Origin of the sequence: Corynebacterium sputi DSM 45148 (assembly GCF_000427865.1) — a bacterium.
Classification (GTDB): Bacteria; Actinomycetota; Actinomycetes; order Mycobacteriales; family Mycobacteriaceae; genus Corynebacterium; species Corynebacterium sputi.
Window position 1 is genome coordinate 1 of record NZ_ATYV01000013.1, and the last position, 21,751, is coordinate 21,751.

Sequence of the window (21,751 nt, forward strand, 5' to 3'; positions counted from 1 at the left end):
AAATAGCACACCCCCACCCGACGGGGTATAAATGGGATGCGCAAAAAATACGGTTAATGTTTAAGCAGCCACCGCTAGGCGCTGCCGGCATCATTAAACCGAAGTAAATAATAAGTACATCGGCACACTATCGAGTTCTCAAAAAACATTCGCACACCCTGCTCATCAGATCATGTCCGACTCGCCCAGGCAGCAAGAGAAAAACTTAGTTCCTCACCTTCTCGGTGTCAAACCGAGCAGAGAAGAAATTTTCTCAGCGTCACGCTGGCTACTTCTTGTGCTGGACACCGCGAAGCCATCACTGATTATTCTCAGTAGTGGATTCCCCTTGGTGTCTCGCTCGGTCCGTGCCTCGCTGACTCGATATACATTAGCCATACGTGGCCACTCACCGCAAAACACGTGGTCATCCGCGTTTTTATGGTTAACACTTCCGGAAATGTGTCACTCGGGGTCCTTTCCGGCCCCGTCGACGGTTCCGTTTCGCACCGCAGCCGTCGTTCCCACTGTCGCGATGACTGCCATTCCGCCAGCCATCAAGAACACCGACGCAGATCCGGTCGCGGCAGCCAAGAGTCCGGCCACTGGAGGAATGGCGACCTGCGCCAGCCTGTTTCCAGTCAGACGTACAGAAAGCGCCAGCGCCCGGTCCTGCTCCGGAGCCAACTGGGAAACCCACGTCATCGTCATCGGCATCAGCATTCCCCATGTGAATCCACAGATGGCCGACCCAATGAATAGGTTCACCGGCCCTCCGAACCACGGAGCCGCTCCCATCGCCAGCATCGATACCGCTCCGATGACGGAGGATCCCACTAATACCCGGTTCCTCGGGAGGTTCTTCAGGATCATTGGCATGAAGCCACGCGCAACAACCGCAGCTCCACTTCGTGCAGACAAGATCATCGTCACAACAGCGACGCTCAACCCGAGCTCCCGGCCAATTAGCGGCATGTACGCAATCATCAAGTCGATTCCGACGATGACGGTGATCGACGCGAACATTGCCGTTCCCATTCCCTTCTCCTTAAGGAGCGCACCAACACCGATATGAGGTTCCGGTGTCGAGGTGTCGGAGGGTGGAGGAAGGAAACGTCGGTAAGCGGTGGCGTTAAACCACCCGGGGATAAGGACGAGCAGACCCAGCGCCGTCAGCGCGAGCAGCGCTGGCGTCGTATCGACACTTCCGACCTGATCCTGCCCGGATGCGGCAACTGCACCGGAAATGAGGATGCCGGCGAACTGGCCGAGCGACACGCCAAGAGTGAAGTAGGCGAACATGGAATCCAGCCCGGCCGTGGAGCCCCGCAGATGCGCGACCATTCCCTGTGCTGCGATCAGGGTCACCAAGAGAGCGAAACCCATCAGGACGTAGCCAAGAAGGAGAATGATGAGGTCGGGGGACAGGGCAATCATCAGCGCCGAGAGCACCGTCGTCACCAAGCCGATCCGCATCAACGTTGGCGCGGCACCGGCATCTGCCCGCTTTCCTGCCGCGACGGCCACCAACAGAGGAACCAGAGAGAACGCCGCGGTGAACACACCGATCGTCGTCGCGTTGCCACCGAACTCAAGAATCCGGTAACTAACCAACATCCTTGCACCGCTGAACACTGCCTGCGTGCCGACCGAAACGGCCACAAGAACGAAGAACCAACGCTTCAGGTCGTGCTCATTCGAATCGCTGGAATCGTCCGTGGGCTTTTTCATGTCGGTGATGGTACCGCCGTTCACCGCGGCTTTTTCCGGAGGGTTTTCCATCAAAAGCGATAGGCGCAACCACCGAGGTCCGACAAACACAGCGCCACGTCATGCATCCTTGGGGGAGCCAAGACGCTACTGACGATAGAAAGAGACAGAAAATAATGCTTGAGCGAACTCTCGTGTACGTGGATACCTCTTACCTTTTGGCGAGCTTCTACAACTCCTGGGACAGCGGGGCGCGCGGTCAGTTGGAGATAGATCTGCGTGGTGTCGTGCGGGTGTTGGACGAGATGATCAGTCAACAGTTAGGCCAACCGATTCAACGACAGTTTTGGTACGACGGCATCCCGGAGTCGGGGCCGCACCGTTACCAGCGACAGCTACGTTCCATCGACGGTGTGCAGTTGCGCGCCGGTCAGTTGATCGAGTGGGGTGACCGCAGGACCCAGAAGGGCGTGGACACGTTGCTCGTGGTCGACATGGTCACGGCCGCTTTCCGCAGTCATGCTTCCGATATCGTTTTGGTCTCCGGCGACGCCGATATGCTGCCAGGTGTCCGCGAGGCGGTGAAATCCGGTGTGCGCGTGCATCTGTACGGCTTCGGCTGGGATTCAACGTCTTCGGCATTGCGGTATGAGAGCGATACGACCACGATCCTCGACCCGCGTGAGGACTTCGCCGAGTCGATGCGGTTGAACGTGCTGGAAGGTCCGCTGCAGCCGACCGTCCGCAGCAAGCCCCTTGGCGATTGCGAAGAGCCTGAGGGCCAGGAAGCGGTTCCGGTGCCAGGCTTCGCGCGCCCCACCGAGGCGACTCCTGCTGCGCAGGAGGAGAGCAAGGGCAAAGACTCAGAAACGCTTCCCGACGCCCCCCTCCACACCCCAGACCCCGACACCCGCTCCTCCAGCGAGGACTCTGCTGCACCTGCGGCACCTGCTGCCGCACCTGTGCCGGAAGCACCGCCTGCACAGACTGCACCGGCTGCGCCGGTGGCCACTCCCCAGCCTGAGGCCCACCCCGAGCCCATGCCGGAGGTTCCCCCGATGCCCGGCGCTGAGGAGTTCGCCTCCCACGAGGAGCCGGCAGGCCCCGGCGCGCGACCGAACCCGTCAATGATGGCGCCAAAGCGGAAGCTCCGCTCGCGCTATGTGCCGCTGCCTAACGAAGTGTGGTCCTCCGCTGGTTTTCATACGCCATTCGATGCCGGACAGCAGTACGCGACATGGTGGTTCGAGAACGTAGCATCGGACACACAGCGCGATGAAGCCCACCTCCTCACAGGAGGCGGGCTTCCTCCGGAAATCGACCGGCCGCTGCTGCAGTTCGCCTGCGAATCACTCCACGAGTACACACTCACGGAGACTCAGCGGGTAAATCTCCGGGACGGTTTCCACTCCGGAATCCGGGCGATTCTGCTCAGCCGTAAGAACGGCTAAACAACTAGTTGCGGCCGGCGTCCCCGGTGGCGTCGGCCTCACCCTGGTCGTCGGTGGGCTCGGCGGTGCCGCCTTCAATCTCACCACCAGCTCCACCGGTAGAACCGGCGGACAGCTCATTGGAGCCGTCGCCCTTCATCTGGGCGCGGATCTCCTCCAGACGGGAGTTGGCCTTGAAGTCAGTCATGCTCGACTCGATCTCAGCCATCTTGCCGTCGACGGAGTCCCCGGCCAGTTCCTGAGCACCCAGGGCATTGGCGTAACGGGACTCGATCTTCTCCCGGACCTCGTCGAGGCTGGGACCGGAGGACTTGCTAGCAGAACGGACCCCATCCAGGGCAGCGGAGGTCTGCTCCTGCATGTTCGCCTGGTCTGCCTGCGACTCCAGTTCGCGGATCTGCGAGGAGAGCTGCTGGTACTCCATCTGCGAGCGCTTGGCCTGAGTCTGCGCTTCTTCGGCGGCGCGGGAGGCGGCCTCGTGCATCGCGGCGGTGTCCTCCAGCTCCTGCTCGACGGAGATGAGCTGCGAGGCGAACGTCTCCGCGCTGGCCTCGTACTGCTGGGCCTTGGTGGCGTCGCCAGCCTCGGCAGCGCGGCCGGCCTGGTCCAGAGCGGCGCGGGTGTTGGTGTCGAGCTTGTCGCGCTCCTTCTTCAGACGACCAAGCTTCATCTCCAGCTGATTGCGGTTACCGATGACGGACGCCGCCTGCTCCTGAATCTGCTGGTGCTGTTCCCGTGCCGCCTGCGCGGCCTGGTGGATCTGAACCTTCGGATCGGCATTGTCTTCGATCGCCTTGTCGAAGGAAGACATCATGTACTTCCAGCCTTTGCTGAACGGGTTAGACATTCGGAACTCCTGGTCGTCTGGTTCGAGCACGACCGCGTTAACTACGTGCGGCCCATTTACACCGACATTCTACGGAATCTGCCTGCATCCATCATGTGGCTACCGGGCGCGAGAAGCGCAGGTCATGTCGGTATCATCATTAACCATGTCATCCGCACGGATTCTCGGCCGCGTTTCGGCCGCATTCGGTACCGCGCTGCTCGCTGCCGCAATGTTCGCTCCGTCTTCCATCGCAACCAGCAGCTCGACGTCCCCTGCGTCGACATCGTCCAGTACGACTTCGGAGGCCTCGACCACAACGTCGGGAAGCACCTCTACTGACACCTCAGCTGAACCTGATGAGTCGGATGAACCAGACGACGGACGCACCACGTTCACCTCTTCCCAGCCATGGGCAGACTTGCCGGAGGCAACCTTCCTCCCGGACTATGACGCGATCCAAGACCGCATGGACGAGATCACCGAAGAGTTAAACGGGCAAGGTCGAGTCGGAATCGCTTTGTTGGACCGCGCCACCGGCACGATGTTGTCCAACGAGGATGGGCAGTCGCCGTTCAGTCTGGCGAGCACGACGAAGATCTTCATCGCTGAAGTTGTGGGTTTCACCAACTTCAATCCTGATGACGGCCCGATGGAACAGGGCGAGGGCATCACCCCGGACAGCAGCGTGCAGGACAACATGCTTCGCGACGACGCGATCCGGCTCTCCGACAATGAGGCCACCACCTCACTGTGGAGCTCCTACGGGTCCCGCGACATCATCGAGAGCGTGAAGGAGCGGTACGGCCTGTCGGATGCAACGGTTGCCTCCGGCGACTGGGGTGCCGTCACCAGTTCCCCCGAGGACCTGGCGTACTTCTTCGATGGACTGCTGGATGGCTCCGGCGGTTTGTCCCAGCAAGAGTCGACGTACCTGACGAACCTGCTCTACTCCTCCCCGAAGTACAGCTACGGCGGCACGGACCAGGACTTTGGTCTGCGCGCCGGCGCCCCGAACCTTCCGACCGGACAGAAGAACGGATGGGTTCCGCCGTCCTACCTGAACTCTGCAGGATTCCTTGGTGACGACGAGCGTTTCACCATGGCTGTTCTGACCCAGAATCTCTCGGCTGATGATGTCACCGACATCGTCGACTTCGCCCTAGAAGGCGGTGACGCAATCACCGATCCTGACAGTGGTTCCGACGATTCGGCACAAATCCTCACCATGGAGAACAGCTCCGACTCTGGGACTATCGCCGGTGTCAGCGTCTTCGCAATTGCCGGAGGCGCAATCCTCATCGCTGCGCTGGCATACATCCTGGGCTGGATGAACCGGGGCAAGCGCACCAATCCTTAATCCATCTGCGTATACACGTCGGCCCCCGGAACCTGTCAGTACAGGGGCCGGGGGCCGAAAGCTTAGGCGTGAGGTACCGGCAGACTACTGCTGATTCTCTTCGCCCTGCTGCGCCTGCGCCTCAGCGATCTGGCGGCGGACGTCTTCCATGTCCAGCTCCTGCGCCTGCTTCAGCACATCATCGATAGCCTCACCCGGGATGACACCCGGGTTCTGGAACAGCAGGATGCCGTCACGGAAGAGGAAGAGGGTCGGAATGGACTGGATGCCCAGCGCTGCCGAGACTTCCTGGTTGGAGTCGGTGTCCAGCTTCGCGAACACCACGTCCTGGTGACGCTCCGAGGCCTGCTCGTAGATCGGTGCGAACTGTTTGCACGGACCACACCACTCAGCCCATGCGTCAACCAGAACGATGCCCTCCTGTTCGACAGTGCTGGCGAAGTTCTCATTGGTTACGTCGATCGTTGGCATTCAGGTCCCTCCCGGGAAGTTGGAAATGTCTACGCCCCATGCAACACGAAATCCCCCGCGAATGTTCCGCGGGGGAGTAGTGGAGCCATGACCTGCGATGCCGTTAGCCGCGATGCATGTCAACAAACCGGGAGAAGTGCAGCTGCGTCGCAACCGGAACCACGCCCAGCGGGCCACCACGGTGCTTCGCGATGATGATGTCCGCTTCACCAGCGCGCTCGTGCGACTCTTCCGAGGCCTGCGAATCCGGCCGGTACAGCAGCAGCACGATGTCTGCGTCCTGCTCCAGCGAACCGGACTCACGCAGGTCGGCGACCTGAGGCCGCTTATCCGTACGGGACTCCGGACCACGGTTTAGCTGCGAGATCGCAATGACGGGAACTTCAAGTTCCTTCGCCATCAGCTTCAGGTGACGAGAAAATTCCGAGACCTCTTGCTGACGAGACTCAACCTTCTTGCCCGACGACATCAGCTGCAGGTAGTCCACCACGACAAGGTCGAGGTCGTTCTTCTGCTTCAACTGACGGGCCTTGGAGCGAATTTCCATCATGGTGAGGTTGGGGGAGTCGTCGATGAATAGTTTCGCGTCTTGCCATTTCGCCATTCCGTCGATCAGTCGGCTCCAAGCGTCCTCGTCCATGTTTCCCGAGCGCATATCCGACAACGCCACCTGAGCCTCAGCGGAGAGAATTCGCATCATGATCTCGGACTTGGACATTTCCAGCGAGAAGATCACGGAGGATTTGCCATTGCGGATCGACGCCGAGCGCATGAAGTCGATCGCCAAGGTCGACTTACCAACACCCGGTCGCGCCGCAATGATCACCATCTGGCCCGACTGCAGGCCGTTGGTCATGTCATCGAGGTCTCGGAAGCCAGTGGGAACACCTTTGGCAATACCACCGTCCTGCTCCAGCGACTGCAGTTCATTAATGGTCGGGTCCAGGAGCTCCGCCATTGAGGCGTAGTCGTCCTTTGCCTCGGCCGAGGTCAGCTCCAGAATCTCCTGCTGCGCCGCGTCAACGAGCTGCTCAGCCTCCGTGTCTTCCGCGCCCGCGTAGGCCATTTGCACAATGCGAGTGCCTGTTTCCATCAAACGACGGATCAGCGCCTTCTCCGCGACGATTTTCGCGTAATAATGAGCGTTGGCTGCGGTCGGCACCATGGCCGTCAGCGTGTGCAGATACGGGGCTCCACCAATACGCTCCAGTTCACCGAGCCGGTCGAGACGCCCAGCCACCAGGATCGGGTCGACCTCGGAGGTCTCACCAAACAGGTGCAAAATCGCCTCGTAGATCGCCTGGTGAGCCGGCCGGTAGAAGTCCTCGGTCTTGAGGATCGTGTACACGTCCGCGATGACATTCGGGCTCAGCAGCATACCGCCGAGCACCGCCTGCTCCGCCTCGATGTTGTGAGGAGGTTGGCGGTCAAAGCTCACGCTTTCCGACGCTCCGGATCCACGCTTCCGATACTCCTCAGCCGACGACCCCCGGCCAGCGCTGGTGGCTCCTCCGGAGTCGCCTCTGCGGCCTGAGTCGCGGAAATCGGAATCAGGGGGCAGGGGAGCGTCGTCAAGCGGCGGGGGAGCGGCACCGTCGATGTAATCGTCGAAGCTCGGACCGGAATCCGCGGGGACGTCCGGGTACCCGGAGTCCTGGCTTTCCTCGTAGGGACTGGTCACCGATCCAACTCCTTCGTCACGATCATTGGTGTTCTACACACATCTTCCCCCTTGCCCCAGACCGCAGGCAGCGGCCCCATCTTCTGCAGACTAGTGCACCATCAGCGGCTTCGTGAACTCATCGGCGGTCCGATATCCACAGTTTTCCACCGGCCAATGTGGATAACTGTGTGGACGAAGTGGGGAAAGATTCTCCACTTTTTGAGAACCCGCTGGTCACCTCATGTTCCCGTATGTGGGAAGTGTCGCGCATCCGTCGGCAACTACGGTTCACTTGGGTAAACTACCAGGTCACGACCATATTCTGGACATGTCAACTCAGACGCGCCTGGCCTGCAGATCTTCATTCCAGACCTGGAGGCAGGTGCCGGTTTAACTCAGGTGACGCTCTCGTTCATCTCGTAATCCACTGAAACGAACGGGAATTCAACAACTCCAGTGGACCTTATCCACAAGTTATCCACAATGGAAACGGGGATATTCACACCCGCGCCAGGGGCCCCAGAAGCACATTCAGATAGCCTCGGAAAACACTTCAGGGCCCGACCACGTAAGTGGCGGACCCTGAGATGCGCTGTTGTCATTGGGAAGGCTGGACAAGCCTTCCGTCGTCAGAAATGGCTTGGACTAGCCGGCGACGACCTGCACGGAAACGTGTGCGGTGATCTGCGGGTGCAGATTGACGTCCACGGTGTGCTTGCCGAGTGCCTTGATCTGGCTCGGCGCGAGTTCGACGTTCCGCTTGTCGATCGACTGACCGGTGGCGGTACGGATGGCGGCGACGATGTCGGCCGGGGTGACGGAACCGAAGAGCTTACCGCTCTCAGATGCCTTCACCTCGACGGACACGTTCTCAGCACCATCGATGGTGTTCTTGATTTCACGAGCGTGATCGAGGTCGCGGATTCCGCGGGCCTCCTGGGCACGACGGATGCCCTCGATCTGCTTCTCTGCACCACGGGTGGCGACAATCGCCATACCGCGCGGAAGCAGGTAGTTACGTCCGTAGCCGGCCTTGACCTCCACGATGTCACCGGGGACACCGAGGTTCTCAACGGCGGCGGTGAGGATCAGCTTCATGATCCCTGCCTTTCGGTGGAAGATTCTGAATAGGAAGAAAGGTGGTGACGGATACACCGTCAACCGTAAAGCTCAGTTGGAGTCAGAAACCTGAACTCGCGCCCAACTACTGGGAATCAGAACGGGGGCTCGTCACCGCCGGAGAAGTCTCCGGCAGACGGTGCGGAGTTCCAGGGATCCTCGGCCGGCTGTCCGCCGCCGAAGCCCTGGTTTCCGCCACCATTCGAACCTGCCGGCCCGGGCTGACCCTGGCCGTAGTTCTGGTTGTAGTTGGGACGGCCATCGCCGCCACCGGAGTTCTGCTGACCACCGAAGTTCTGTCCGCCGCCCTGTCGGCCACCGCCGCCACCGCCGGAGCGCTGGTTTCGGGTGACCTGGGCGGAAGCAAACCGCAGTGACGGGCCGACATCGTCGACCTCAATCTCGAACACGGTGCGACGCTCGCCTTCGCGGGTGTCGAAGGAGCGCTGGCGAAGCTTGCCCGTCACAATGACGCGCGAGCCCTTGCTCAGGGTCTCCATCACGTTCTCCGCCATCTCTCGCCAGGCGTTGCAGGTGAGGAACATAGCCTCACCGTCAACCCACTGGTTCTGCTGACGGTCGAAGGTGCGCGGCGTAGACGCCACGCGGAAGTTCGATACGGCTACACCAGACGAGGTGTAGCGCAGTTCCGGATCAGCAACAACGTTGCCGATCACTGTGATGGGGGTATCTCCCTGTGCCATTTGTCCGCTCCTAAAGGTTCCCGGTTCCGGGGAACCTGCTAGCGATCAGCCCGCAGCACCTTGGTGCGCAGGATGGTGTCGTTCAGGTTCAGGCGGCGGTCCAGTTCCAGGACAGTTGCCGGCTCGCAGCCCAGCTCGACGACGGCGTAGATGCCCTCGTCCTTCTTCTCGATCGGGTACGCCAGGTGGCGCTTGCCCCAGATATCAACGCTCTTGACCTCGCCCTTGTCCTCTCGGACGACTTCGAGGAACTTGTCCAGGGACGGGGCTGCGGTGCGCTCATCGACCGACGGGTCGAGGATGATCATGAGTTCGTAGTGACGCACGGACCTCATCACCTCCTGTGGTCTAGTAGTTGTTCGGCCGCGGCATCGTTACCGCGGCAGGAGGGTTCGTTGCGTCAAGCAACCTGCCCAGGGTATCGCAGTTGACCCCTATTGACCAATCACTGATCAGGTCGGCGCCCCGACTGCCCAGAACAAGGCGATGATGACGGGCACGACCGTGCACAGGAGAAACGCAACTAGAACTAGAATCCACGTGATTTTGGTGTTGCCCTTGTACGAGAAGTTGGCCCACCCCGCGGCGAAAAACAGGAATCCGACGAAGACAGATCCCATCAGCACATACATCTGCGGATCCACGCTCCGCCACCGTCCTTTCACTTCCGGCACGCATCTGCACCGCGGCCGGGAACTTACTTTCAGATTGTCACGGAACTTCCCGACCTGAAATTTGCCACCGAAAAAGGGGCTGACCTTTCGGTCAGCCCCTCATTTCTTGCGATTCAGTCGGATTCGGCTACTGGGCGCCGTCTCCACCGCCGCCACCGTCACCGGGGTCGACGCCAGCTTCTCCGCCACCGCCGCCACCGGCATTGCCTCCGCCACCGGTGTTACCGCCGCCGCCAAGGCCCGGCAGGTCGATGCCCGGAAGTCCCGGAATCAGGTTCTCCAGGCCATTGCCCGGATCTTCAGTCTCAGTGGTCTCACCACCGGTATCTGGTGCCTCCGGTTGTTCGGCCGTGGTGGTCGCCGCCACCGGCGGGCTCCAGTTGGGGCGACCCGACTGTCCTCCAACATTGCCGACGTCACTGAAGGTCTCCATTGGCTCATTCGCCAAGGCATTGTCCATAACGTACTTCCACATCGAACCCGGAGTCTGGGAACCGAACATGTTTCCACCGGACGAGTTGTACAGCGGAGTTCCGTCTATGGTTCCGACCCACACTGCAGTGGAGAGCTGCGGGGTGGAACCGATCATCCAGGCGTCCTTGTTCTGCCCGGTGTCCTGGAGCTGTGCGGTACCAGTCTTTGCCGCGGATTGGCGTCCACCGGCCAGTGCCTGGTTCGAGTAAGACGCAATCGGAATCATGGCGTCGATGACGTTCGTAGCGACTGCTTCGGGCACCACTCGCTCTCCACCGGAGTTATCTCGCTCCAGGAGAACCTCGCCACCGGCGGTCTCCACGCGCTCCACGAAGTGAGGTGCGTTGTAGACACCATCGTTGGACAGTGTGGCTAGACCGACAGCCATATCCAGGGGACGGGTCAGGTACTGACCGAGGGTGATTCCGTCGTAGGAACCGGTTCCGTCGTCTTCCTCAAGGGTGCGCTCGATACCGGGAATCGACTCGGCAACACCAAGGCGGTGAGCCATGGCTGCAGTGTCGTTCGGACCGTTCTCCAGGTCACGCTGAAGTCGAATGAACGGGGTGTTCAGGGACTGACGCAGTGCCTCAGAGATCGGCATGGATCCGCCACCGGCGCCGCCGGAGTTGCTGATTGTCGCGTCACCGGACTGCACCGGCCCGGAGTCGTACTGCCGGCTGAGCGGAATGTCCTGATCCAGTGCCGCCGCGAGGGTGAAGATCTTGAACGTAGAACCGGTCTGCAGACCCGAGTTGGCGTAGTCCCAACCATGCGGATCCTCGCCACCGTAGTACCCGCGGACAGCACCGGTATCCGGCTCGACGGAGACAATGGCCGTGCGCTGTGAGCTCTCTTCGCTCTGCGGAACGTAAGTCGCTGCTGCAGTCTCTGCAGCATCCTGCACGGTCGGATCAATCGTGGTGGTGATTCGCAGACCCTGGGTGTTGACCTGGGTTTCGCTGATGCCTTCGTTGGCCAGCTCCTCCAGCACGCGGTTCTTGATCAGCCCGTCGGAGCCTTCCGGCTCTTCCTCGGTGTCGATCGTGTTCGGGTCGATGGTGTCGGGGTATCCCATGCCGGAACGCTGACCCTGGTCCAGGGTCCCCATCTCGACCATTCCGTCCAGCACGTAGTTCCAGCGCTGCTCGGACTCTGCCGGGTTCACCCACGGGTCCAGAACCGACGGCATCTGGATAGCGGCTGCGAGCACCGCACCCTGCTCAGCGCTGAGGTCCTGAACCGGAACGCCGAAATACGCCTCGGAAGCCGCGGCAATGCCGTAGCCATTGCGGCCGAAGTAGATCGTGTTGAGGTAGGCCTCAAGAATCTCGTCCTTGGCCCACTCACGCGTCATCTTCGCGGAGACAACGAGCTCCTTGAATTTACGGACGTACGAGTGGTCGTCACCGACGATCGCGTTCTTCACGTACTGCTGGGTAATCGTCGAGCCGCCGCCGGCGGAGGTGTTGCCGGTAACGGCGCCGATTCCTGCACGAGCAAAACCGGAGACTGAGAAGCCCGGGTTCGTGTAGAAGTCACGGTCTTCAGCCGCCAGAACGGCATCGCGAACCCCCATGGGGATCTCTTCGATGCGCACCGGCTCACGGTTTCCCGCCTCCGGGGTAATGCGGATCATCTCATCTTCGCCAGTGTTGTCGTAGATGATCGCGATCTGCGAGTTGGCCAAGTCTTCCTGGTCCGGGACGTCGGTCACCATGTACGCGACGCCGAACACGGCGAAAGGCATTGCGATGATCAGGACGAGCAATGCCGCCGACCATCCGAGTACTCGCTTCCACCGGGACTTGTCTCCCGGCGACGAGGTGGACTTGCTGTCCTTGCCGCTGCTGGTTCCCCGAGCAGGCTGAGAACCGCCGCTGGCGTTCTTCTCAGCCCCGGCGGGGTTCTGCGGATCTTTGCTCACGGGGTCTCCAATGGTTCCTTGACTTCCAACCGTGCCGCGCTGGTGCGCTGGTCTTCGAACGTCCAGAATACGAGTGCGGGTGCCGTAAAGCGATATTTCCCGCTCTTCTGACCTCCGACGCTCACTGACATGGTGCCGACACCTGAGCATGTCATGGCTCAGTTTCCCCTGACGACACCCCGACAGAATCCGCGAAATTGCCGCGAATAACCCGGATTTTCCTCTGGACTTTATCGGTAAACATCGATTTTAGGGGTTTCAGGCTCACTGCGAAAGTGCATGTGGCTATAGCGTCTGGGTGATTCGGCCGGATCAACCGGGCATCGTCCCGGCGGCCGCGCCAGCAACAGAGCTGAACCTAGGAGAAGAGATAACAGATGAGTTCGGTACGCGTAGCGATCGTCGGCGTGGGCAACTGTGCCTCCTCGCTTGTGCAGGGTGTCGAGTTCTACAAGGACGCGAAGAAGGGCGAGATCGTCCCGGGTCTGATGCACGTCCAGTTCGGTGACTACCACGTCTCCGATGTGGAGTTCGTCGCCGCTTTCGACGTCGACGCAGCAAAGGTCGGCACCGACCTCTCTGAGGCAATCAACGCCTCGGAGAACTGCACCATCAAGATCGCCGATGTCCCCACCACCGGAGTGACCGTCCAGCGAGGCCCGACCCTCGACGGAATCGGCAAGTACTACGCAGCAACGATCCAGGAGTCTGACGCTGAGCCCGTCGACATGGTGCAGGCACTGAAGGACGCCGAGGTCGACGTTCTGGTGTCCTACCTGCCCGTCGGTTCGGAACAGGCAGACAAGTTCTACGCCCAGTGCGCGATCGACGCAGGCGTGGCCTTCGTCAATGCACTGCCCGTGTTCATTGCCTCGGACCCGGAGTGGGCTGCGAAGTTCACCGCCGCTGGCGTCCCGATCGTTGGCGATGACATCAAGTCTCAGGTCGGCGCGACCATTACGCACCGTGTAATGGCAAAGCTCTTCGAGGACCGCGGTGTGCGCCTGGAGCGGACCCTGCAGCTGAACGTCGGCGGCAACATGGACTTCAAGAACATGCTCGAGCGCGAGCGCCTGGAGTCGAAGAAGATCTCCAAGACGCAGGCGGTTACCTCCAACCTCACCGGACCGCTGTCCGGGTTGATCGACGACCGCAACGTCCACATCGGCCCGTCCGACTGGATCGACTGGCTCGACGACCGCAAGTGGGCCTACGTCCGACTAGAGGGCAAGGCATTCGGTGAAGTCCCGCTGAACCTGGAGTACAAGCTCGAGGTCTGGGACTCGCCGAACTCCGCCGGCATCATCATCGACGCGGTGCGCGCCGCAAAGATCGCCCAGGACCGTGGAATCGGCGGCCCGGTGCTGCCTGCTTCCGCCTACCTAATGAAGTCCCCGCCGAAGCAGCTAGCTGACGACGTCGCACGTGCCCAGCTCGAGGCCTTCATCATCGGCGCAGACTAATTATCTGGCCTTCTCGGTTGGCTGACACACCAGTCGGTTCACTGAGCTGAAACAACTGAAGGCTAATTCCTTTGTGTGCCCCGCCGATACTGTCGGCGGGGTATGCGTCGTTAAGCGAGAGTTCACGCGCTCGTGGTGTTGGTCACGGAGATGAACGCTGGTTGTTTGCTGTCAAATTGGTGAACGACATGCGCGAACAGCGTAGACGGGCACAGTTAACTGTACTGAAACAGTCTTCATAAAATAACTGTTTCATCTCAACAGTTTTGTCATGGCAATCAGGCGTGGTTTTCCGTTAGGATTGCGGCCATGACCAACTCGAAAGATGACTCCGCGGCGGAGCTAACCCCGCTTACCGTCGCCCAGCAGCTGCGTCCGTTGCTCACTAGGGCGGAACTGCTGTACAGCCGACTATCTGAGGAATCTCAGCTCAGTCGCGCCCAGCTCTCCATCATGATGACGCTGGACAACCTGGGACCGTGCCGCATCAACCAGCTCGCACAGGCCGAGGCCATTCGCATGCCTACCGCGTCCAACGCAGTGCACCACCTGGAAGACGCCGGCATGGTCGAGCGCGTCCGGGACACCTCCGACCGCCGCGGCGTCCGCGTGGAGCTGACCGCCAAGGGCCGTGAAGAGCTTGAGCGTGTCACCAAGGAGCGTGACGAGCAGATGGCAGAGATGCTCCGCCCCCTGTCGCAGGAGCAGCTCGAGGTCGCAGACACCGTCTCCCCGGTGCTCAAGCACATCCTCGATTCCTACGCAGCATCCGTCTCCGCTGAATAATTCCACCAGACGGGATACAATCATCCCGAACATGGGGCTATTACCCCGATTCGGATGATCGTCGAGGAGTTAATCGATGGCTTCTGCCCCCCTGCGGATCCTGGTTGCCTGGCGACCGGGCTCAGACGGATCTGAATCCGTCGCGTACGCCGCCTGGCTCGCTCACACCTGCCAGGTCCGCGTTCGCTTCGTGGTGGTGTTGTCCAGGGGCTGGCCCCTCCTGTCGCTGGCCCGCTCGACTCTGAACGATTCATGGGTCAATGACGTCACCGAGTCCACCACAGCCGCCATCAAGCGCGCGTGGAAAACTGGCGGCCTGCGCAAGGGGATGCTCGACAAAGACCCCATCGAGTTCATCGAAGATTCCTCGGAGGCCACCGCTATCCTCCGGTCCGCCGCGGACTTCGAAGCCGACCTGGTGATGCTCTCCAGCGGTGAGGGCGGCCGAGACGGACACTTCCGTGCCGGGTCAACCGCAGACGCACTGCTGCACTGCTCCAACCGACCACTGGCACTGGCTCCTTCACACCCGGAGTTATCCAAGCGGGGTGTCACGCGAGTCAATTGCAGTTACATCGATACGCCGCAATCCCACAAGGCTCTGGCCAAGGCCGCGGACCTCGCACACAAGTGGAGCGTCCCCCTTCGCCTAGTCGCATTCACCCCGACCGGTGCCACAATGTACCGCTCGGACATTGGCTATGGCACCTCAGATGACCTCATGGTCGAGTGGCACGAGCAGGCATTGGCATTGCTCGACCGCGGCCGAGACCGCGCTTTGACCAGGCACCCTGAACTCCAGGTGGAGGCAGCAGTCGCTTCCGGTGACGGCTGGGAAGCCTCGATCAGCTCCATCAAGTGGAAGAAGGGCGACTTGTTGGTGGTGGGCTCCTCGACCCTAGGCACCTTCGGACGGGTATTTATCGGTTCTTCGACGAACCAGATTGTGCGCAATAGCCGCGTCCCCATGCTCATCACCACCGCCTGACATTCCGGTGCCCGCGGGGTAAAAGTCACAGCGTATGGTCGAAGGTATGGCGAACGACGACGAGAACGAAAGCATCCCGACCCGTGCCGGACATGCCTACACGGACGCCCCCGGCGATCCTCTCGAGCGTCTTGAACGCAACGAACGCTCCGGCAAGCAGGCGTACATCTACGCCGGAAGCGTCTTCGGCCTCACCGTTGTTACCGCGATCATCATCGCGATCATTGGTGCCATTACCGGTGGACCCCTGTGCGACGCCGGTAAGTCCGTCTTCGTCTGTTCACGAGCCTTTGAACTGGCATTTCCGCTGATTCCGGGAGCGATCAGCTTCTTCGGAGCCGCCGGTTGTTTCTGGATGACCTACCTCAAGTGGCGTTCCTTCCAGCGCTGGCGCCCATGGCTGGCGATGTGCTGGGTCCTGCTGCCCTGGACCCTTGCTTGGATGACAGGCACCTTCTCGATCGCAATGTTCGGGCTATCCTAATTCGCACCGTAGATTTCTCACACGAGGAAGCCGAGTCCGATGTCCGATAATCGCGAATCAACGACCGACGTCCGCAAGCTGGGCCGCTTCGGGGAGGATCCTTCGGATACGGCAGATCTCATCAAGTGGGCAAAACTCGCGGTAAAGCGAACCGTGGCCGCACGACGCTTCCAGCGTTCATGTACCTAGCCGAAGACGTCCTGATCCCACTCAATGCGACTGATGATTCGCAAGACGTGCCCGAGCAGTATTAGATAGGTTCGGCCGACGCCGAGCGATTCGCTTGGCATCAATCAGTATTCGGTCCCTCGATCTCCAGCGTGAGCAAATGGTAACCCACGGTTTTGCCGTGTCCGTCTAGGTAACTACTGCCTGTCACGCCGCCACCCAGGACCCCTACGAGATGGAAGACCATGGCGCTAATGGTCGGCATCAACACGCGCCTGACCGATGCCACTGAACCATCCAGCCCATAATGGACCGCCACCTTTTCCACGGTCACCGACGCCGTTACCAGGTCGAATGATGCTTCTTCTCGTGGCAGCACTGCGATGATCAGGTCATCACCTTTGTCTCCGGTGCGGACATCCGCGATCTCGTCGAGAATCATGCCGTGACCTCCTTTATGTGAATGTCCGTCAGCACATCACTGCGGGACAGGGACGCCGCACGAATGGCGACGACTTCGCTCACTGAACCTCGTGCTCCACCTCCAGCGGCGGGGCCGTTCGTATAGAGCGTCTCCACCTCCCAGCGAATAGCATCAGCCTTTTCTTTCGAGTCGACGACGCCTGAAACTCGCAGCCGCACTTCCGGAATCAGCGATACTGACGCTTCTCGTTCTGCCAGAGGGCCGCGCGCGCCCGGCGCGCCCCGGAAGGCAGATCCGGTCCCGATGAGTTCGGTGGTGAGGAGGTGGGCGGGTACGTCGTGAAGCATCTCAAGTCTTTCCACCACAATCTCCCCTCCGAGGCGCGCCCGTTCCTCGGCGCGGGGTCCGGCATATGAGATCTGTCCTTCACCGGTGAACCCGCCGCGGAAACCTAGACTGACTTTGAGGGCATCTGGCTTCTCGGCGCCACTGGCCCCGGACACTTGCACCCGGCCAGGGCCGATCTCAGTGAACTCGACGCGGGAGAAATCCGCCGTTACGTCCGGGGTGATGTAGCGGCGAGGGTCATGGACCTCGTAGAGCAATTGCTCGCGGCAAGTACGCACGTCCAGGAGTCCACCGGAACGCTCCAGTTTGCCGACCACTGCCGAACCATCAGACTCCACATCCACATAAGGGAACCCGAGGGTTGCCAGGCCGGGGACATCCTTCGGGCCCGGGTCCGCGAAGTATCCACCTGTCAGTTGGCCGGCGCACTCGAGCAGGTGACCGATGCACGTGCCCTTTCCTAGGAGGGGATAGTCCTCGCGAGACCACCCGAACTCGTGGATCATCGGCGCGAGATACAGAGACGGATCGGCGACTCGGCCAGCGATGACGATGTCAGCGTTCTGTTCCAAGGCGGGGATGAGGGCGTCCGCACCGATGTAAGCGTTGGCAGAGAGCAGCTCCGAGGCGTACCGCGAGACCGGTTTACCAGTCTCCCAAACGTCAGGGTCGACTACCCGGATAGTCGCGCCGACGTCATCGCCGGTTACCGCCGCGATCCGCACCGGGCGAGCGACACCACGCTGCCTCAGCATCGTCGCTACCGCATCTGCAGCCGCCAGGGGATTAGCACTGCCAGCATTGGTGATCACCGTGGCGCCTGCCGCCAAGGTGTGGTCAATGACCGCATCGATACGTGCAAGGAGCAGCGGGTCATACCCGGTGTCGGGGTCCTGCCGCCTGCGCAGTTGACCGGCAGAGACGGTGCGCTCGCCTAGGCATTCAAAGATCAGGTAATCCAGGTCCGCGTGCTCAGCGAGTTCCACCGCCGGGTCGATGCGGTCACCCGCAAAGCCTGCGCCAGCGCCGAGCCGGATCGTCTGGACCTGTGTCTCATTGTCAGTCCGCATATCTACACCCATCCCGGGATCACTCCCATCAGTACGGCGGCCAGCACCATGACCACGCTCACCAGCCACAGCCAGAAGAACGCGTGCTTGATATGCCGGCCGATGCTCACATTCGCCAAGCCAACTAGAAGGTAGAACGATCCTGTCATCGGGCTGATCGGGAAGCCGACCGTCTCCTGGCCCAGGATCGATGCCATCGCGATATCAGTTCCGTCGACACCGAATTCAGCACCGACACCCATCACACCGAAGTAGTATGCATCCGGTCCGAAAACGAGGTTCAAGGGAACACCGAGGATTCCCATGATCACTAGCAGGCCGGGAGCGAGATTCTCCGGCAGAAGGCTCGCACCGCTTTGCGCCATCGCCTCGACCATCCCCAATTCAGCCAGAACTCCAAGCAGACCTCCAGCAGCGAGCAGGGTACTGGCCATCAGCACTGCGGCTGAGGCGTGGGCATTGATTCGCTTAGCCTGCTCCTTCGGGTTTGGGTAATTGACGACCAGCACGGTGATCGCACCAATAATGAAACAGACGGCCGGATCGATGATTCCAGAGACCAGCCCTGCCACGATGATCACTGTGATCGCCAGATTCACGAACAGTAGCTTCGGTCGCTTGAGGCTCTGCGCCTCAAGCTCTTCCTGCTTTACGACGTCCCCATCGTCACTATCCGCATCCGTCCCACCAGAGCCCGAGTCGGTACCGAGTCCGTCAAGGGAGTTTCCGTCCGGTCCGACGATAACCATGCCGTTCTCGCCGACACGTGCGGTTGATTCAGGTACCTCGGCCTTCACGTCACCTGCCTCGAGACGTGCGAGGCGCCTCTTCTCACGGACACCCAGGTAGAAGGCGACGACCAGCGCCAGCACGATACCGAGAATCTGCGCTGGGATGACCGGGCCCCAGAGTTCGTTCGCTGGGATGTCAGCTGTCGCGGCGGCACGCAAGGTGGGGCCACCCCACGGAAGAATGTTCATAACGCCGGCGCAGAGAGCGACACATGTGGCCAGCACCAATCGGCTCATTCCCATTCGCTCGTAGAGCGGCAGCATCGCCGGGATAGTGATGAGGAAGGTCGAGGCGCCAGCTCCGTCCAAATGAGCCACGATCGCTAGGTGTTGCGTCGGCGATGGTCATCGCCGGGTCGGAGGTGGCCGCAGGCGGCGCAGAGGGCGCGCAGCATCCACAGCCGTCGTAGGCCAGCGGCAGCAAGCGGGGAGTCGGGGTGGTCATCGAAAGCGCTCCTATAGGTTGGTGGGATCGGGAGGGGCCTCACCCCTCATCATATACCCCTCGGGGGTATCGTCAGGAGGGTGGTGGGGATCGGTGTCCCGGTTGTGAAGGTTGTGGTGGTCCTCGGGAGGGGAAAGTGGGATGTGGGGCTTGTTATGCATCAGGTGGACTCCGTGGGGGCGAGGGGAAGGCGGAGGGTGAAGGTGGACCCGGTTCCGGGCCCGGGGGGTCAAGGTTCCGTCGCGGGTGGGATCGGTCAGCATGGAGAACATCTCCCCAGCCAGCTCCACGTAGGCACTGTCGGCGGGGATACTCCATTGATCATCTGCGTAGATGTGCATATGGTTTCGTGAAGTGCAGAGAAGAGTAAGGGTGGCGCTTTGCGCCGCTTGCCCCGCCTCAGTTCCTGCTCTGAGTCACAGTGCAGCTACATGAGATCGGGGATCTGGTGCACAGGGGAAAGCCCCACCGGGAAGACCTGGAGGAAAACCGGCGGGGCTGGCTGTGGCGATTGTGTCGTTAGGCGCTCAGCGTCTCCTTCGCGGCGTCAGCAGTACTCACGTCTGCCTTGTCCTTGTCTTCCTTCAGGGTGGGGCGCAGCAGCAGCATGGCGATCGCGATGACGATCAGGACGCTAGCTTCGTGGACGAGCATGCCAATCGACATGGTCACCCCACCGAGCAGCACACCGACCAACAGGATCGCCACGGTGGCCAGGGCGATGGCGATATTGACCCGCATGGTGCGTACCGTGCGCTGGGCCAAACCCAGGGCGTACGGCAGGCGGGGGAGCTTGTCGGCCATCAGGGCGATATCGGCTGTCTCGATGGCGGCAGGTGAGCCAGCAGCCCCCATGGCGATGCCGATGTCGGCCTGAGCGAGTGCCGGCGTGTCGTTGACACCGTCGCCGATCATGGCCACGGTGTGGCCCTGGGCCTGCAGGTCCTTGACGATAGTGAGCTTGTCCTCGGGCATGAGTTCGGCCCGGACCTCGTCGACCCCGAGTTCGGCGGCGACGTTGCGGGCCACCCGCTGCGCGTCACCGGTGGCCATGATCACGCGCACACCCTTGTCATGCAGCGATCGGATAGCGGCCGGTGCGTCGTCACGGATGGTGTCGGCCACGGCGACGATGCCGATGGCGCGTCCGTCGACACCGACGTACATGGCGGTCTTGCCCTGGTCATTGAGTTCAAGGATGCGGGTGGTGTCCGGGGCGTGGTCGAGCAGGTCGGCGGAACCGACGGCGACGGTATGGTCGTCGACCTTCGCGATGATGCCCTTGCCGGTGACCGGTTTGGCTTTCTCGACCATTTCGATGGTCAGTCCCTTGTTCTCCGCACCGCGGATGATCGCCTCGGCCAGGGGGTGCTCGGAGGCGGTTTCGGCACGGGCGGCCAGGGTAAGCACCTCATCGTCCGAGTAGGCAGGGTCGAGGACGTCGACGTTGGTCAGCTCGGGGCGGCCGTTGGTCAGGGTGCCGGTCTTGTCGACGACCACGGTGTCGACCTTCGCGGAGGTCTCCAGGTATTCGCCACCCTTGATGAGCACCCCGTCCTTAGCGGAGCGTCCGATACCGGCGACAATCGAGACCGGGATGGAGATGACCAGCGCCCCGGGGCAGGCAATGACCAGCAGGGTCAAGGCCAGTTCCACATTGAGGGTGATCAGGCCAACGGCGAGGGCGGCGACCATCACACCGGGGGTGTAGTACTTCGAGAATTTCTCCAGGAACGTCTGGGTCTTGGCCTTATCGTCCTGGGCGTCTTCCACACGGTGGATGATCTTGGCCAGTGTGGAGTCCGAGCCGATGCCAATCGCCTCGATGCGCAGCACACCGGAGCGCAGCCAAGTACCGGCGAAGACCTCCGAGTCCTCGGCCTTCTCAGCGGGTACGGATTCCCCGGTGATGGTGGCCTCGTCGACCCCGCCGTGACCGGAGAGCACGCGTCCATCGACGGGGATCTGCTCGCCGTTTTTCACGAGCACGACGTCACCGGGGGCCAGTTCCCAGATCTCAACGGTTTCGGGCTCACCGTCGCGCAGCACGGTGGCGGTCTCGGGGGCAGCGTCCACCAGGTCCGACAGTGCCTTGCGGGTGCGGTTCATCGTGGCCTTCTCCAGGGCCTTGCCCAGGGCGAAGAGGAAGGTGACGGCGGCGGATTCCCAGTAGTTGTTGATGAACAGCGCGCCGATGGCGGCGACGATGACCAGCAGGTCAATCGAGATCATCCTAATGCGCAGGGCCTGGACGGCGGAGACGGCGATCTGCCAGCCGGCGACCACCGCGGCGGCGATCATGAATCCGTCTGACAGCCACCCAGCGGGGGTGAGCCAGGACAGGATAATCAACAGGCCTGAGACGGCGACCACGCCCCAGGTTTTCCAGGTCTTCATGATGGGTGTCCTTTACTTTTTGAGGGTCT

20 protein-coding genes are annotated in these 21,751 nt (G+C 61.3%); 7 read left to right on the forward strand and 13 right to left on the reverse strand.

What is annotated here, in order from left to right:
- Positions 1-444: 444 nt before the first annotated feature.
- Positions 445-1,710: an MFS transporter gene (locus YWU_RS15845; RefSeq protein WP_240484087.1), complete on the reverse strand. Its 1,266-nt coding sequence runs from the start codon at positions 1,708-1,710 to the stop codon at positions 445-447.
- A gap of 155 nt (positions 1,711-1,865) precedes the next feature.
- On the opposite strand from YWU_RS15845, the gene YWU_RS0107950 reads away from it, so the two are divergent.
- Positions 1,866-3,140 (forward strand): NYN domain-containing protein, encoded by a 1,275-nt coding sequence (locus tag YWU_RS0107950; RefSeq protein ID WP_027020063.1) that lies wholly within the window; start codon positions 1,866-1,868, stop codon positions 3,138-3,140.
- Positions 3,141-3,144: 4 nt separating this feature from the next.
- On the opposite strand, the gene YWU_RS15850 is transcribed toward YWU_RS0107950, so the two are convergent.
- A complete protein-coding gene (locus YWU_RS15850) occupies positions 3,145-4,017 on the reverse strand; it encodes a PspA/IM30 family protein (RefSeq protein WP_240484088.1) in 873 nt (290 codons plus the stop codon).
- A gap of 115 nt (positions 4,018-4,132) precedes the next feature.
- Between YWU_RS15850 and YWU_RS0107965 the strand changes: the two genes are divergently transcribed.
- Complete coding sequence (locus YWU_RS0107965; protein ID WP_169718894.1) at positions 4,133-5,326, forward strand: serine hydrolase; 1,194 nt, start codon at positions 4,133-4,135, stop codon at positions 5,324-5,326.
- 84 nt (positions 5,327-5,410) lie between these two features.
- Here YWU_RS0107965 and trxA read toward each other — a convergent pair whose 3' ends face one another.
- The 7 genes from trxA to YWU_RS15855 all read right to left on the reverse strand — a co-directional run bounded on the left by trxA (position 5,411) and on the right by YWU_RS15855 (position 12,358).
- Positions 5,411-5,797: a thioredoxin gene (gene trxA / locus YWU_RS0107970; protein ID WP_027020066.1), complete on the reverse strand. Its 387-nt coding sequence runs from the start codon at positions 5,795-5,797 to the stop codon at positions 5,411-5,413.
- Between the two features lie 103 nt (positions 5,798-5,900).
- The gene (gene dnaB / locus YWU_RS0107975; RefSeq protein WP_084141963.1) at positions 5,901-7,478 is read right to left on the reverse strand and encodes a replicative DNA helicase; all 1,578 of its coding nucleotides are present in this window, start codon (positions 7,476-7,478) and stop codon (positions 5,901-5,903) included.
- Between the two features lie 627 nt (positions 7,479-8,105).
- Entirely contained in the window at positions 8,106-8,558 is a 453-nt protein-coding gene (gene rplI, locus YWU_RS0107980; RefSeq protein ID WP_027020068.1) for a 50S ribosomal protein L9, read from the reverse strand.
- A gap of 116 nt (positions 8,559-8,674) precedes the next feature.
- Entirely contained in the window at positions 8,675-9,283 is a 609-nt protein-coding gene (locus YWU_RS0107990; protein WP_027020069.1) for a single-stranded DNA-binding protein, read from the reverse strand.
- A gap of 38 nt (positions 9,284-9,321) precedes the next feature.
- Complete coding sequence (rpsF, locus tag YWU_RS0107995) at positions 9,322-9,609, reverse strand: 30S ribosomal protein S6 (RefSeq protein WP_027020070.1); 288 nt, start codon at positions 9,607-9,609, stop codon at positions 9,322-9,324.
- Positions 9,610-9,735: 126 nt separating this feature from the next.
- Entirely contained in the window at positions 9,736-9,927 is a 192-nt protein-coding gene (locus YWU_RS0108000; RefSeq protein ID WP_240484089.1) for a hypothetical protein, read from the reverse strand.
- Positions 9,928-10,084: 157 nt separating this feature from the next.
- Entirely contained in the window at positions 10,085-12,358 is a 2,274-nt protein-coding gene (locus tag YWU_RS15855) for a transglycosylase domain-containing protein (protein ID WP_240484090.1), read from the reverse strand.
- A gap of 377 nt (positions 12,359-12,735) precedes the next feature.
- On the opposite strand from YWU_RS15855, the gene YWU_RS0108015 reads away from it, so the two are divergent.
- The 5 genes from YWU_RS0108015 (at position 12,736) to YWU_RS18170 (ending at position 16,268) form a co-directional block, all read left to right on the forward strand.
- On the forward strand, positions 12,736-13,821 hold the full coding sequence (locus YWU_RS0108015) for an inositol-3-phosphate synthase (RefSeq protein ID WP_027020072.1): 1,086 nt from the start codon (positions 12,736-12,738) through the stop codon (positions 13,819-13,821).
- Positions 13,822-14,130: 309 nt separating this feature from the next.
- On the forward strand, positions 14,131-14,607 hold the full coding sequence (locus tag YWU_RS0108020) for a MarR family winged helix-turn-helix transcriptional regulator (protein WP_027020073.1): 477 nt from the start codon (positions 14,131-14,133) through the stop codon (positions 14,605-14,607).
- A gap of 76 nt (positions 14,608-14,683) precedes the next feature.
- Positions 14,684-15,595 (forward strand): universal stress protein, encoded by a 912-nt coding sequence (locus YWU_RS0108025; RefSeq protein ID WP_027020074.1) that lies wholly within the window; start codon positions 14,684-14,686, stop codon positions 15,593-15,595.
- Positions 15,596-15,641: 46 nt separating this feature from the next.
- Positions 15,642-16,079, forward strand: coding sequence for a hypothetical protein (locus YWU_RS0108030; RefSeq protein WP_027020075.1), 438 nt, complete (start codon positions 15,642-15,644; stop codon positions 16,077-16,079).
- Between the two features lie 39 nt (positions 16,080-16,118).
- Positions 16,119-16,268 (forward strand): hypothetical protein, encoded by a 150-nt coding sequence (locus tag YWU_RS18170; RefSeq protein WP_156892764.1) that lies wholly within the window; start codon positions 16,119-16,121, stop codon positions 16,266-16,268.
- A gap of 100 nt (positions 16,269-16,368) precedes the next feature.
- On the opposite strand, the gene YWU_RS0108045 is transcribed toward YWU_RS18170, so the two are convergent.
- The 4 genes from YWU_RS0108045 to YWU_RS0108065 form a co-directional block, all read right to left on the reverse strand.
- Positions 16,369-16,689 (reverse strand): AtuA-related protein, encoded by a 321-nt coding sequence (locus YWU_RS0108045; RefSeq protein ID WP_027020076.1) that lies wholly within the window; start codon positions 16,687-16,689, stop codon positions 16,369-16,371.
- Positions 16,686-18,089 (reverse strand): acyclic terpene utilization AtuA family protein, encoded by a 1,404-nt coding sequence (locus YWU_RS0108050; protein ID WP_034647500.1) that lies wholly within the window; start codon positions 18,087-18,089, stop codon positions 16,686-16,688. The genes YWU_RS0108045 and YWU_RS0108050 overlap by 4 nt, the downstream gene beginning before the upstream one ends.
- A 2-nt stretch (positions 18,090-18,091) precedes the next feature.
- Positions 18,092-19,198: an SLC13 family permease gene (locus YWU_RS15860; RefSeq protein WP_205618309.1), complete on the reverse strand. Its 1,107-nt coding sequence runs from the start codon at positions 19,196-19,198 to the stop codon at positions 18,092-18,094.
- Positions 19,199-19,844: 646 nt separating this feature from the next.
- Positions 19,845-21,722: a heavy metal translocating P-type ATPase gene (locus YWU_RS0108065; protein ID WP_027020079.1), complete on the reverse strand. Its 1,878-nt coding sequence runs from the start codon at positions 21,720-21,722 to the stop codon at positions 19,845-19,847.
- Between the last annotated feature and the right edge of the window lie 29 nt (positions 21,723-21,751).

Coding starts and splice junctions, on each gene's coding strand:
- YWU_RS0108025 (WP_027020074.1), top strand. CDS start 14,684: ATGGCTTCTGCCCCCCTGCGGATCCTGGTTGCCTGGCGACCGGGCTCA.
- YWU_RS0107950 (WP_027020063.1), top strand. CDS start 1,866: ATGCTTGAGCGAACTCTCGTGTACGTGGATACCTCTTACCTTTTGGCG.
- YWU_RS0108045 (WP_027020076.1), bottom strand. CDS start 16,689: ATGATTCTCGACGAGATCGCGGATGTCCGCACCGGAGACAAAGGTGAT.
- YWU_RS0107965 (WP_169718894.1), top strand. CDS start 4,133: ATGTCATCCGCACGGATTCTCGGCCGCGTTTCGGCCGCATTCGGTACC.
- rplI (WP_027020068.1), bottom strand. CDS start 8,558: ATGAAGCTGATCCTCACCGCCGCCGTTGAGAACCTCGGTGTCCCCGGT.
- YWU_RS18170 (WP_156892764.1), top strand. CDS start 16,119: ATGTCCGATAATCGCGAATCAACGACCGACGTCCGCAAGCTGGGCCGC.
- YWU_RS15845 (WP_240484087.1), bottom strand. CDS start 1,710: ATGAAAAAGCCCACGGACGATTCCAGCGATTCGAATGAGCACGACCTG.
- YWU_RS0108020 (WP_027020073.1), top strand. CDS start 14,131: ATGACCAACTCGAAAGATGACTCCGCGGCGGAGCTAACCCCGCTTACC.
- YWU_RS0107990 (WP_027020069.1), bottom strand. CDS start 9,283: ATGGCACAGGGAGATACCCCCATCACAGTGATCGGCAACGTTGTTGCT.
- YWU_RS0108015 (WP_027020072.1), top strand. CDS start 12,736: ATGAGTTCGGTACGCGTAGCGATCGTCGGCGTGGGCAACTGTGCCTCC.
- trxA (WP_027020066.1), bottom strand. CDS start 5,797: ATGCCAACGATCGACGTAACCAATGAGAACTTCGCCAGCACTGTCGAA.
- YWU_RS0108050 (WP_034647500.1), bottom strand. CDS start 18,089: ATGCGGACTGACAATGAGACACAGGTCCAGACGATCCGGCTCGGCGCT.
- YWU_RS0108065 (WP_027020079.1), bottom strand. CDS start 21,722: ATGAAGACCTGGAAAACCTGGGGCGTGGTCGCCGTCTCAGGCCTGTTG.
- YWU_RS0108030 (WP_027020075.1), top strand. CDS start 15,642: ATGGCGAACGACGACGAGAACGAAAGCATCCCGACCCGTGCCGGACAT.